We start from the raw sequence: 12399 nt of genomic DNA, 5'->3' as shown, positions 1-12399 counted from the left end.
AAAAAACCCTCACATGCATTGGAAACCACGCATGACCGAAGACACAGATTATAAGTTAGATTTTTTTAAACGACTTGGCCTGGCCGATGAAACAGGGCGGCTTGATCTGGAAAAAACAAAGGCGGCATACTGCCAAGCGCATAAGAACCGCGATTTTGAAATTGAACTCTACTGGAAACGCGCAACGTATTTTTGGGGCTTCCAAGTTTCGTTTTTGCAACTGTCGGTATCGTTTTAAGCGCGGCAACTTTGGGGGTGTGGCAGCACAGCTATATGGCCCTGATCAGCTTAACCGGATGCATTGTTACAGCCCTATGGGCCATGATGTCCAATGGAGCTAAATTTTGGCAGGCGAATTGGGAAGCCTATGTTGATATTTTGGAACCCTATGTTGTTGGCGATATCTACAAGTTCTTTCCATCCAGAAAAAAATTAGATCGCCCATATAGTGTGTCGAAAGTAAACAGCTACGTCATTCTCGTGATTGGGGTTTTCTGGTGCATCGCCTATTTGGCATTCGGATCGGCAGCGATCTATCAAGTTGAAGGCAGCCCGCCTGCAATGGCCTGTACGCTTGTTTGTTTCATACTCGGACTGCTCGCACTCAGCTTTTTTACTGTTCAATTACGTGGAAGCTATGCTTGGAAGGGTTTTAAGAACGGAGATCCCGATGATGACACCTTCGATAAGCCCGTCATAAGCAGCGAAACTTTTCAGCTCTATAAAAGACCTCACATTTTCGAACCTCACAGCAAAAAATAACCTGTCACAAAAGCCCCACCTCCGCGGGCACCGACACACCCATCGCGCCCGCAATCACCGCAAAATCATCGCGTGACACCGCAAAGACACCCCGTCGAAACGGCATGCCCCAATGGGTTTGATCCGGGATAAATTTAAGGCGTGGTAGAAGCGGACGAATGGGGGCTGGTCTGGCCGTTGCAACATAGGCAACATCGCGGCGATAGGGGCAAAAGCCGGGGGCTTGTTGCGCTTGGTAGACCGGGCTTGTCACCTCGCCTATGGCCACGAACGCCTGTACCGGTGCGCCCTCGCCCAAGCCCTCGCGCGGCGCGTAATAGGCGATCCAATCGCCAATAGAGAGCCGTTGCACTGGCGCCTGTTTGCCATGGCCGAGTTGGGCAAAGCCTTCCGCCACCCCTTTCGCCACATGGGTGCCAGCAGCGACGCCGATCCAGTATTTGCGCATGATTTGCCTCCTTGATGAGGCATCTTTCCCCATCCCCCCTGACACAATGTGTCAGTAGCCGAGCGGTCAGACGTCTGTTCTGCCAGACGTCCGATCTCAATCCGCCAGGCGAATGGGAAACTCGGCCAGTGCCTTGGCTTGATCCGGGGTCAAAGCCTCGGGAAGGACCACTTGCGTATGGATGGTGAACACCACCGCCCGTGTGTTCGGCAGGCGCACAAGGCTTTGGCGCTCCACCCGGATATAGCGCGACTGATGTGATCCATGGCGCAAGTCGCCCTCTGAGCGTGGATCGCTCAGAGGCGCGTCCGAGCGCGAGGCGGTGCCGCGCATCAGCCCCCGTCCCGGCTGCACCCCGTCCAAAAGCCGCTGCACCCGCGCGGCCAGTTCCGGCGTATAGGCCGCAATCGGTTGGTGAATCCGCAACATCGGTTTCATGAATTTCTCCGACAGACGCCAACCCGAGGGAAAACACAGCGCGCCGCCGGTCAGCACGCTTTGCCGGCTTGCGCCGCTCGGGTCCGGTTGCATCAGGCAGAAATCATTTTGCATCAGCCGGGCGAGGGTCTTGATCGGCGCGCCCCGATTCAGCGGCACGGTGACGCCATCGGGACGGGTCACCGCGTCTTGTGAGGCCGCAAACCCCAAGCCCGGCAAAAGCCCCAACACCATATCATATAATTCCTCGGCGGCTGGCCGGGCGCTCTCATCCAACCCCATGACCTCATCGGGCTGGGTCGCAATCAAATGATCGCGCAACGCCATTTGCGCACCGTAGGCCGTATCGACCTCAAGCCAAGTCTCAAGCTCAAACGGCACCACCCCCGGCAACCGCCGGGTGCGCGGGTCCACCCAGGGGGCAAAGCTCAGTTTTGTCTGTAGAATCTGTTCCATAGACCCTAGACTGCACCGGAAACAGGGGCGCGGAAAGAGGCCAGATCATATCATGGATGAGGCCAGCAAGATCAGGGTTTGAACACGCTTTCCAAGGCCGGGGCGGTCAGCTCAAACTGTCGATCCGAGGTGATATAAGCATCGCCATGCAGCCGCGCGATCGGTTGATAGGTCTCGGGGTCCACATAGCGGCCTTCACTGTCCAGACAGTCCCGACGCACATGCATCCGCACCACCTCAAGGATCACCAAAACCCGGTTCGGCCAGTCCAAAATCCGCTCCACCCGGCATTCAAACACGCAAGACGCGCCCACAATGCGCGGCGCGTCAACGGCATCACAATCCGTGGTCTCGACCCCAGCCAAGGACAGCTCATCCACACCATTGGGCACCGACAGCCCGGCGATCAACATCGTGTCCGCCAAAGCCATATCGACCATGTGAATGGCGCAGACGCCACTGCGGCGGATATTGGCGGCAGTATCTTTTTCCTGATCCGGTTTAGAGGCGATGCCCAGCACCAAAAGCGCGGGATCGGAGGACATGACGTTGAAAAACGACATCGGAGCGGCGTTGTTGCTACCGTCCGCATTGCGGGTCGTGACCAGGGCGATGGGCCGAGGGCCAACAAAATTGGTCAACAGGCGATAGCGATCGCGGGCGGGAAGTGTGGTGAAATCGAACTGCATCGGGACCTCTCCATCGGTTCGGCCCAAACAAGCAGACTGCGCGCGGATTGGCAACGCGCCGAGGGGCCTCCCCCGGCGCTTGCGTGATTTATGCCATCTCGGTGAGGCTTTTTTGCGCCTCGGCCTCATACGCGGCGGTTTGCGCGATGGCCGGCTGAGCCCCACAGCGGGCCACCCAGTCCTTGATCACCGGCACGTCTGGCAAAGCCTGCGGGAACCACAAGAACGGCGAGGCCACAAGCAGATCGACGACGCTATAGCGCGCGCCCAAAAGGTAATCGCGGCCCTCTAACCCTGCCGCCAGCGCAGTGATTGCCTCCGGCAAGCCACGAAAGGTTGAGGTCAACACCGGATGGCTGATCTCGGCGACATTGAGCACAAAGACCGGTTCCAACACATTCCCATACCACGCCATCCAAGACAGCATCGTCGCCCGCCCCGGCGCCCCAACTTTGGGCGCGAAATCGGAGGGAAACCGATCACAAAGGTACAGCATGATCGCATTGGTTTCGCGGATCGTCTCGCCGTCTTCGGTGACCAAAAACGGCACCTTGCCCTCAGGATGGGGATTGTTTGGATCGCGCCCGCCCGAACCGTCCTGACGCGGTATGTCGGTGAGGCGGATGTCGATCTGATCCATGACATCGAGGGCCGTCAACAGGGTGATGATCCGTGTCGAGCGCGAATTGGGAGAGTGATAAAGCGTCAGCATGGGATGTCCTTTTTGCTTTGCGTATGACCAACACTCTGGCACCCTGCTGCTGACAGTTTCCGTCAGGAGACATGTTGGAGGATGAGGCGAAAGGAGCACATATGAGCAAATCTGACCGCCTGTTTCGTGTCATGCACCTGTTTCGCTGCCTGCCCGCCCCGGTCACGGCGGCCCGGATGGCGGAGGAGTTGGGCGTCTCTGAACGCACGCTTTACCGCGATATTGAGAGCCTGCGTGTTGCAGGCGCGCGGATCGAGGGTGAAGCGGGGTTGGGATTTACCCTGTCCGAGGACATCGCTTTGCCTCCCCAGACATTAAGTCAGTTGGAGATTGAAGCGTTGGTCCTGGGCCTCTCTGAGGTGCAACATCGTGGCGACCCGGCGCTGGCACAGGCGGCGCGCGATGCATTGGCCAAAATCACCGCCACCCTGCCCGAGGACAAGCAACGCCACATCCATCATGCCGTGGGCCTTGTGCATCGCTATCAAACACCTGCGGTGCCCTCGGTGGATATGTCCGATCTGCGCGAGGCCTGTTGGCAAGAGCGCGCGATCCAAATCACCTATCGCGACCGCGCGGGTGTGATGAGCGACCGCGTGATCTGGCCCTTGGCCATTGTCTATCTGGACCACGAATTGATGCTCTTGGCGTCTTGCCAACTCAGACGGGCATTTCGGCAATTCATCGTCAGTTCGATCGCCGGTTTCACACTTTTGGACGAGAGTTTTCGCCCCCACCGCGTCCGACTTTTACGCAACTATATTGCCGAATTGAAAACCCGCCATGTGATCGCCCCGGCCGGTGATCGCCCCAGCCTGTGACAACGGCGTAAAATCATCTAGAACGGCAAGAGGTAGCGTTTAAAGCACCGCTTTGACCGCCTCGGGTGGCCGCCCCAGCGCCACACCTTTGGCTGTCTCGACAATCGGCCGCTCCATCAGGCGCGGATGGGCGGCAATGGCGTCCAAAATCGCCTCTGGGTCTGATGTCGCACTCACACCCATCTCCTTTGCCTCCGCCTCGTTGGCCCGCAAAAACGCCGCCGCAGACAGGCCGGAGCGGGCCACAAGCTCGGCCAATTTGGCGCGTGACACCGGGGTCTCAACGTAGAGCACCACCTCGGGCGTGATCCCTTCGGCCCGCAAAAGCGCCAAGGTTTCGCGGGATTTGGAACAGCGGGGATTGTGATAGATCGTTGTCATGGCGCGCCTTTTCAACCTGAGTTTGAAACGCAGAATGGGTCGAGACGTCCCAGGGGGCAATATGAACAAATCAGGAAACCGATTGTTTTCGTTCCACCCCTGTTCACGGTTATCACACGTTAACCTTTCGCCCCTAAATATAAATTCATGAAACACCTGCTCTCTCATATTCCGCTGCCCACTGGCGAAGTTTTGTTGCTCGTCCCGTTCTTTGCCGTGATGATTTTGGCGGGATAGCGCCTTTTCCACATGCCCTGCCCTCTCTCAGGGCCCGATATTGCGATGTTCTCGCGACCCGGCTCATCACCATCCCCCTCATCCCTCCGGGTGGTGGTGAGCCGGGACATTTACGCATCCTTCATAATCATCTTGAGAACGTCGATGCTTGAAACCGCCTAAACACATGGTAGGGTCGCCCAAATCGCGAATGGGAGGACCATCATGACAGACCGAAAACTGGGCTTTGACACGCTGCAAGTTCACGCAGGCACCGAACCAGATCCCACCACCGGCGCGCGCCAAGTGCCGATTTATCAAACCACATCCTATGTCTTCAAAGACGCGGCCCATGCGGCGCGCCTGTTCAACCTTGAAGAGGTCGGCTACATCTATTCGCGCCTGACCAACCCGACGGTGATGGCGCTGGCCAACCGGATTTGCGCGCTTGAAGGCGGCGCGGGGGCCGTGACCTGTTCGTCCGGTCACGCGGCGCAAATCATGGCGCTGTTTCCGTTGATGATGCCGGGCTGCAATGTTGTCGCCTCGACCCGGCTTTACGGCGGCACGCTGACGCAGTTTTCCCAGACCTTCAAACGCTTTGGCTGGTCGGCGAAATTCGTCGATTTCGACGATTTCGACGCGGTGCGCGACGCGATTGACGACAACACCCGCGCGATTTTCTGTGAAACCATCGCCAACCCCGGTGGCGTGATTTCCGATCTCGACGCGCTTGGCGCGATTGCCAAATCGGCGGGCTTGCCGTTGATCGTCGACAACACAACGGCCACGCCCTATCTGTGCAACCCGATCAAACACGGCGCCACTTTGGTGGTGCATTCGACCACGAAATACCTCACCGGCAATGGCACGGTGACCGGCGGCTGCGTGGTCGACAGCGGCACGTTTGACTGGGCCACCTCGGGCAAATTCCCGTCCCTGTCCGAACCCGAACCCGCCTATCACGGCCTTGATTTCGTGGACACATTTGGCCCTGCGGCCTTTACGTTCCATTCCATCGCCATTGGGTTGCGTGATCTCGGCATGACGATGAACCCGCAAGCGGCGCATTATACGCTGATGGGGATCGAAACCCTGAGCCTGCGGATGCAAAAACACGTCCAAAACGCGCGTGAAATTGCGAGCTGGTTGGAAGGCGATGATCGGATCGAGGCGGTGACCTACGCTGGCCTGCCCTCCTCCCCCTATTACGATCTGCAAACCCGGATTTGCCCGCGCGGGGCGGGGGCATTGTTCACCGTGGCGCTCAAAGGCGGCTATCAGGCCTGTGTCGATACGGTCGCGAAGCTCGAATTGTTCTCGCATGTGGCCAATTTGGGCGACACCCGCTCGCTGGTCATTCACCCGGCGTCCACGACCCACAGCCAGTTGACCGAAGCCGAATTGATCAAAGCGGGCGCAGGCCCGAATGTCTTGCGTCTGTCGATCGGGATTGAGGATGCCAATGACCTGATCGCGGATTTGGACGCGGCACTGTCTTAAATCTTATCCCTATAAAATTGCAAAACCCGCCAGACTCTGGCGGGTTTTTCTTTGCGCATATGGACGATTGAACTTTGTTTGTAGAGCGCACAAATCTCAGTTTGCGTCACCCGCCGCCTTCGCGATCTCGGGTTTGATGTATTTTTCCATGATCTCAACCGTGATCGGCCCGGCAAAGCGGTAGGAGATTTTTCCTTCTCCATCAATGACATAGGTCTCTGGCACGCCATAGACACCCCATTCAAGCGCGGTGCGCCCCGGCTCATCCGCGCCAATCGCTGTGTAGGGATTGCCGAGATCGTCGAGAAAGCCCAAAGCATTCGGCGCTTCGTCTTTGTAATTGATGCCATAAATGGTCACACCCGCCTCTTGCAACATCTTGAGTTGCGGGTGTTCGGCGCGGCAGGGCGCACACCAAGAGGCCCAGTAATTGACCAGTTTGACGCCGGGCAGGTCCAGCATCTCATCACTCAAAGGCGGCAGATCGCCCAAAGGCGTGACCGAGGCGATGGAGGGCGTGTCGCGCCCCAGTTGCGAGCTTGGCAATTGCTGCGCATCTTCGCGCCCCATGCCGAACCTAGCAAGACCGAAAAAAACCAGCGCAACAACAAGAGGTAAAGCCATTAAAGGATTGATCTTAGCCATGAGTGCGACGCTCCTCTGCCTGTTTCAACAGGCGTTTCATTTTCACGGATCGCGCCAAAGAGCGCCAAATCAGCCCCGCCAAAAGCAAAACTGTGATCCCGTAAGCGGCCAAAACATCGCCCGCGTATTTTCCCAAATCTGGCATCATTGGCCTTGGACCCTTTCGCGCATCTCCAACGCATGTAAACGCCGCGCGCGGATTTCGGTCCGGGTGCGCAGCAGGACAAGCGTGACAAACAGTAATATGAACCCGGCAATGGCGACCAAGGCCGGGTACCAATAGACATCGGCGACGTTTTCCTGCGCATCGAGTGACAATGACGCGCCTTGGTGCAGGCCTTGGTTCCAGAAATTCACCGCATAGCGCGACAACAACGCAAAGACCGAGCCGACAAGGCATAAAACCGAGGTCAGATCGGCAGCAGTGTCGGGATTTTCAATCGCCTCCCAGAGCGCCATGTATCCGATATAAAACAATAAAAGGATGAGAAACGAGGTCAGCCGCGGGTCCCATTCCCAATAGGTCCCCCACATCGGCTTGCCCCAAATCGCCCCGGTGATGAGCGCAATCAACGTCATCGTCATGCCAATCGCCGCGGCGGATTTCGCGGCCAGCGCGGAGACATGGTGACGGCGCACGATCCAAATCAGAGAGGCCACCAACATCATCCCCCAGATGTTGATCGCCATCATCGCGCTTGGCACATGCAGGTAAAAGATTTTGACCGTTGCGCCCTGACGATAGTCATCGGGGGTAAAGAAAAACCCCCAAACCAACCCAATGATAAAAATACAGGCCGAGAGAACCGACAAAAGCGGCAAAGCCCGGTCCGTCCACGCCATGAATTTTCGCGGGTTTGCCCATTCCCAGATGGATGCCATTGATCCTCATCTCCCTTGATCGCGCGTCACCTTACGGGCAACGGCGCGCTATCTCAACTCACCTTAAAGCGACCCGAATGGCGGCGGCTGCGGCAAAGGGCAGCAAAGCCACCGATCCGGCGGTGATCCCGGCCTGCATCGCCAAAGGTGTCGCCACCAAAAACCCGCCCGCACCGCGACGGATCACTTCGGCGCCAAAAATCAGGGTCGGGATGTAAAGCGGCAGAACCAAGAGGCTCATCAACAAGCCGCCGCGTTTGAGCCCCACGGTCAGCGCCGCGCCAAACGCACCAATGAACGACAGTGCGGGCGTGCCGATCAGCAGCGTGACCATGAGCCAACGGTAGGCGGCACTGTCCAGATGCAACAAAAACCCCAATGCGGGGGCAGCAAGCACCAAAGGCAGGCCGGTGGTGATCCAATGCGCCAGCGCTTTGACCGCGACCACGCCTTCAAGTGGGATTGGTGCGGTGGCCAGCAAATCAAGCGACCCATCCTCGAAATCCAGCGCAAAAATCCGGTCGAGCGAAAGAAGGCAGGCAAGCAGCGCCCCAACCCACAAAATCCCCGGCGCAATCGCCATCAGGCGTTCGGAATTTGGCCCCACGCCAAAGGGCACCAGCGTCACCAAAATCAGGAAAAACCCAAGACCCAAGCCAAATCCGCCGCCAGACCGAAACGCCAATGCGAGGTCGCGCCAAAACAGCCGGATCATAGAAACGCCTCATCAAAATCGTCGCGCACCACGTCCATGCGGGCTTTATAGGGGGTGACGTCAAACACGGTTTCTTCAAAGCCCAATTGGATATGGGTGGCGATGATGGCCGCGCCGCCAGAGGCCAGATGGGCTTTGACGGCCGCCGCGAACAGCGCCACCGAGGCCACGTCCAGCGACACGGTGGGTTCATCCAAGACCCAGACCGGGCGGTGGGTGACCATTAGCCGCGCCAATCCCAAACGACGCTTTTGCCCGGCGGAGAGATTGCCCGCCGGACGCTCGGACAAGCTGTCCAAATTGAAATCACGCAGAGCCGGTTCAATATCGCGACCGCCATAAACCCCGGCCCAGAACATCAGGTTCTCGCGCACGGTCAGCGTTGATTTCAACCCGTCCGCATGGGCCGCATAGGCAACCGTATCAGGGGCAGCGTCAACCGTGCCCTCGTAGGGCGGTTGCAACCCGGCGAGCGTGCGCAGCAACGTGGTTTTGCCCACGCCATTGGGGCCACGCAGCACCAAAATCTCGCCTGTCGACACGTCGAAATTCAGCCCCTCAAGAACTGGCATCCCGCCGCGCGCCACCGTCAGATTTTTCACAGAAATCAGCTTCATCCGCCCACCCTACTCGGCCTTACCCGCGTCTCACACCGCTAAAAGTGCAACTGCGACACGACGCCCCTCGGAGGCCAGTACATTGTAGGTGCGCGCCGCTGTGGGAGTGGCCATCGGTTCAAGCCCGATCTCTGCCGCCTCAAACACTTCGCGAAACTCTTTTGGCAAATGGGTCATGTCTGGACCTGTCCCGATGATGATGAAATCAATCTGGTCCTTCAACTCCAACAGGCTGTCACGGTCGGCATAGCCGCCCCAAGGCACCACCTTGGCCCCACACAAAAGCACAGCCCCCTGATGCACCTGTCCGGCGATGCGGAACATGCCGGGGCCATAGCCCTCCACTGGGATCGCGTCTTCAAAAGGCATTTCGTTGAAGTGCATGATACGGCTCCTCTTCGTGGCTCATTTTGTGGCAAAAAGGCCCGCGCGGGCGGCGGACCTCTTTATCGTGACTTAAATACTCATCCTAAGGCGACGCGATCACACCGCGCTGCCGTCCGTTTGGATGCCCGGAGTCGGCTCTTTCTTGTCCCAGTCGCGTTTGACGCCAAGCCACAACAAAATGTTGGAGGCGACAAACACCGACGACCATGTCCCAACCACAACGCCCAGCGTCATGGCGAACACAAAGCCCCGGATCACGTCGCCGCCCAGGACCAAGAGCGCGATGAGCGCCACCAAAGTGGTGCCCGAGGTCATGATCGTGCGCGACAGGGTTTCGTTGATCGACAGGTTCAACACCCCGCCCAGTTCGAGTTTCTTATACTTGCGCAGGTTCTCCCGCACCCGGTCAAACACCACCACGGTATCGTTGAGCGAATACCCGACGATGGTCAAAAGGGCGGCGATGATGGTCAGGTCGAATTGAATGCCCAAAATCGCGAAAATCCCGATGGTGATCGCCACGTCATGGACCAGGGCGATGACCGCGCCCAAGGCAAATTGCCATTCGAACCGCAGCCAGATGTAGAACAACACGGCGACGATGGCGGCGGCCACAGCTTCGACCGCGGTCCAGATCAATTCGCCCGACACCTTCGGCCCGACGGATTCGACGGAGGGGAAGGTGATCGACGGATCGACGGTTTTAAGCGCGGCTTCGACGGCCGCGATGGTTTCCGGCGTGATCGCTTCGACCTCGTCCTGGGCCTGAATGCGGACCATGGCGACATGTTGGTCCTCGGCGAAATTCGGGTCGAACACTTCGGTGATCGAAATGTCGCCCAGCCCCAGCGTCGACATGGCACTGCGGTATTCGGCAACATCAACGGCGGTTTCGGATTGGGTCCGAATGGTGGTGCCGCCTTTGAAATCAATGCCGAAATTCAGGCCCATGGCCAAGAAGGCGACAACAGAGACCACGACCAACACCGCGGAGAGACCAAAGGTCGCCTTGGCGCGTTTGAAAAAATCGATGGTGGTTTCGCCCGGCACAAGTTGGAAACCCTTGAGCGTCCAGCCTTTGCGGTTTTTGCGACCGTACCACCACACGACCATGGCGCGGGTCACATAGATCGCGGTGAACACCGAGGTGATCAGACCCAGAACCAGCGTCACGGCAAAGCCTTTGACCGGGCCAGAGCCCATGACAAACAGGATCGCGGCGGTGATAAAGGTGGTGATGTTGGCGTCAATAATGGCCGAAAGCGCCTTTTCATAGCCAAGCTCAATCGCGCGCCCCACACCTTTGGCGGTTTTCAATTCCTCGCGAATACGCTCGAAAATCAACACATTCGCGTCCACCGCCATGCCGACGGTCAGGACGATCCCGGCGATGCCCGGCAGGGTCAATGTGGCGCCAATGGCGGAGAGAAGGCCAAACAACAGCCCGACGTTGATGATCAACGCGAGGTTGGCGAAGAGGCCAAACAACCCATAGGACACGCCCATGAACAAAAGCACGGCGGCAAAGGCGACGACCGTGGCGATGCGTCCGGCGGCGATACTGTCGGCGCCGAGTTCCGGCCCGATGGTGCGTTCTTCCAAAAAGTTGATCTTGGCCGGCAGTGCGCCCGCGCGCAGCAACACCGAAAGATTGGTGCTTTCCTCTACCGTAAAGGACCCGGTGATCTGGCCCGAACCACCGCGAATGGCATCTTGGATGCGCGGAGCGGAGATCACCTCGTTGTCGAGCACAATGGCAAACAAAGCGCCGACATTGGCCGCCGTGTAATCGCCAAATTTGCGCGCGCCGGTCGGGTTAAACCGGAACGACACCGCCGGGCGACCGTTTTGGTCAAACACTGGCTGGCTGTCGGTCAACTCGTCGCCGGACACAACGGCGGTGTTTTCGAGGATGTAATACACACCCGGCTCATTCACAGAGGGCGCGATGAAATTGCGCGCGCCGGGGGCCTCATCAGGATTGGTGGTGCGCCCCACGACCGGGTTAAAGGTCAGTTTCGCGGTGGTGCCGATCAGGGCTTTGAGTTCGGCGGCGGAGCCGATGCCCGGCACCTGAATAAGAATGCGGTTTTCGCCTTGGCGCTGGATTGTCGGTTCGCGCGTGCCGACCTCGTCCACACGGCGGCGGATAATTTCGAGCGACTGCTGCAAAGTGCGATCATCGGTGGCGGCTTTTTCAGCTTCCGACAATTGAATGGTGATCACGTCCCCCGTGGCGGACACGTCGATGTCATTTTGCCCCGCAGAGGTCAGCGACACCACCGGCGTGCCGAGTTTGCGGACACTCGCGAGTGCGGCTTCCATGCCGGAAGGTTCGGAAATACGCACGCGGAGCTGGCCCGCAGGCGCGTCAATGCGGCGGATCGTGCCCACCGTGGCGCGCTCATCACGCAACGCATCGCGCACATCCGGCCAAAGCGCATCCATCCGTGCGCCGTAGACCTCGGCAACCTCAACTTCGCCCAAAAGATGCGCCCCACCGCGCAAATCAAGGCCCAAATTGACCAGATTGGACGGCAAAAACGACGGCCAGGCGTCGCGCGCTGCGGCGCGTTCGGGCGTCTCGCCGGATTTTTCAATCGCTGCAATGGCGTCATTATGGCCTTCGACCCGCGGGTAAAAGGCGTTTGGCAGCGCCCCCAAAAGGCCAAGGGCGACGAGCCCCCAGATGACGATCCGTTTCCAAAGAGGGAGTTGCAGCATGTT

General features: G+C 58.5%; 14 protein-coding genes and 1 pseudogene. 3 read left to right on the top strand and 12 right to left on the bottom strand.

All coding sequences use genetic code 11. From position 1 onward, the window contains the following. Nucleotides 1–13: 13 nt before the first annotated feature. Nucleotides 14–762 (top strand): annotated as a pseudogene (locus C8029_RS02000) (RipA family octameric membrane protein). Between the two features lie 4 nt (nt 763–766). On the opposite strand, the gene C8029_RS01995 reads toward C8029_RS02000, so the two are convergent. The 4 genes from C8029_RS01995 to C8029_RS01980 form a co-directional block, all read right to left on the bottom strand. Beyond that, nucleotides 767–1210 carry an EVE domain-containing protein gene (locus tag C8029_RS01995; protein ID WP_152002119.1) on the bottom strand — a complete coding sequence of 148 codons (444 nt, stop codon included), beginning with the start codon at nt 1208–1210 and terminating at the stop codon, nt 767–769. A gap of 96 nt (nt 1211–1306) precedes the next feature. After that, a complete protein-coding gene (locus tag C8029_RS01990) occupies nt 1307–2104 on the bottom strand; it encodes a heme-dependent oxidative N-demethylase family protein (RefSeq protein WP_009571441.1) in 798 nt (265 codons plus the stop codon). 71 nt (nt 2105–2175) lie between these two features. Next, nucleotides 2176–2793, bottom strand: a complete 618-nt coding sequence (locus tag C8029_RS01985; RefSeq protein ID WP_009571442.1) for a flavin reductase family protein — start codon at nt 2791–2793, stop codon at nt 2176–2178. A gap of 88 nt (nt 2794–2881) precedes the next feature. Beyond that, nucleotides 2882–3505 (bottom strand): glutathione S-transferase family protein, encoded by a 624-nt coding sequence (locus C8029_RS01980; protein ID WP_009571443.1) that lies wholly within the window; start codon nt 3503–3505, stop codon nt 2882–2884. 101 nt (nt 3506–3606) lie between these two features. On the opposite strand from C8029_RS01980, the gene C8029_RS01975 reads away from it, so the two are divergent. Next, the gene (locus tag C8029_RS01975) at nt 3607–4326 is read left to right on the top strand and encodes a helix-turn-helix transcriptional regulator (RefSeq protein WP_009571444.1); all 720 of its coding nucleotides are present in this window, start codon (nt 3607–3609) and stop codon (nt 4324–4326) included. 39 nt (nt 4327–4365) lie between these two features. Here C8029_RS01975 and arsC read toward each other — a convergent pair whose 3' ends face one another. Next, nucleotides 4366–4707, bottom strand: coding sequence for an arsenate reductase (glutaredoxin) (gene arsC / locus C8029_RS01970; RefSeq protein WP_009571445.1), 342 nt, complete (start codon nt 4705–4707; stop codon nt 4366–4368). 438 nt (nt 4708–5145) lie between these two features. Here arsC and C8029_RS01965 point away from each other — a divergent pair, with 438 nt between their 5' ends. Beyond that, on the top strand, nt 5146–6426 hold the full coding sequence (locus C8029_RS01965) for an O-acetylhomoserine aminocarboxypropyltransferase/cysteine synthase family protein (RefSeq protein WP_040402004.1): 1281 nt from the start codon (nt 5146–5148) through the stop codon (nt 6424–6426). A 96-nt stretch (nt 6427–6522) separates the two neighbouring features. On the opposite strand, the gene C8029_RS01960 is transcribed toward C8029_RS01965, so the two are convergent. The 7 genes from C8029_RS01960 to secD form a co-directional block, all read right to left on the bottom strand. Next, nucleotides 6523–7071 carry a DsbE family thiol:disulfide interchange protein gene (locus C8029_RS01960; protein ID WP_009571448.1) on the bottom strand — a complete coding sequence of 183 codons (549 nt, stop codon included), beginning with the start codon at nt 7069–7071 and terminating at the stop codon, nt 6523–6525. Then, nucleotides 7064–7219, bottom strand: coding sequence for a heme exporter protein CcmD (gene ccmD, locus C8029_RS01955; RefSeq protein ID WP_009571449.1), 156 nt, complete (start codon nt 7217–7219; stop codon nt 7064–7066). Before ccmD ends, C8029_RS01960 begins: the two co-directional genes overlap by 8 nt. After that, the gene (locus C8029_RS01950) at nt 7216–7953 is read right to left on the bottom strand and encodes a heme ABC transporter permease (protein WP_009571450.1); all 738 of its coding nucleotides are present in this window, start codon (nt 7951–7953) and stop codon (nt 7216–7218) included. Before C8029_RS01950 ends, ccmD begins: the two co-directional genes overlap by 4 nt. Nucleotides 7954–8011: 58 nt before the next feature. Further along, on the bottom strand, nt 8012–8668 hold the full coding sequence (gene ccmB / locus C8029_RS01945) for a heme exporter protein CcmB (RefSeq protein WP_009571451.1): 657 nt from the start codon (nt 8666–8668) through the stop codon (nt 8012–8014). Further along, nucleotides 8665–9285 carry a heme ABC exporter ATP-binding protein CcmA gene (gene ccmA / locus C8029_RS01940; RefSeq protein WP_009571452.1) on the bottom strand — a complete coding sequence of 207 codons (621 nt, stop codon included), beginning with the start codon at nt 9283–9285 and terminating at the stop codon, nt 8665–8667. Before ccmA ends, ccmB begins: the two co-directional genes overlap by 4 nt. A 30-nt stretch (nt 9286–9315) precedes the next feature. Next, complete coding sequence (locus C8029_RS01935) at nt 9316–9669, bottom strand: Mth938-like domain-containing protein (RefSeq protein ID WP_009571453.1); 354 nt, start codon at nt 9667–9669, stop codon at nt 9316–9318. Nucleotides 9670–9768: 99 nt separating this feature from the next. Further along, nucleotides 9769–12396, bottom strand: coding sequence for a protein translocase subunit SecD (secD, locus tag C8029_RS01930; RefSeq protein ID WP_009571454.1), 2628 nt, complete (start codon nt 12394–12396; stop codon nt 9769–9771). Between the last annotated feature and the right edge of the window lie 3 nt (nt 12397–12399).

Source organism: Roseobacter sp. TSBP12, assembly GCF_009129705.1.
In the GTDB taxonomy this organism is placed as follows: Bacteria; Pseudomonadota; Alphaproteobacteria; order Rhodobacterales; family Rhodobacteraceae; genus Celeribacter; species Celeribacter baekdonensis_A.
This window is presented reverse-complemented; position numbering and strand designations above follow the sequence as displayed.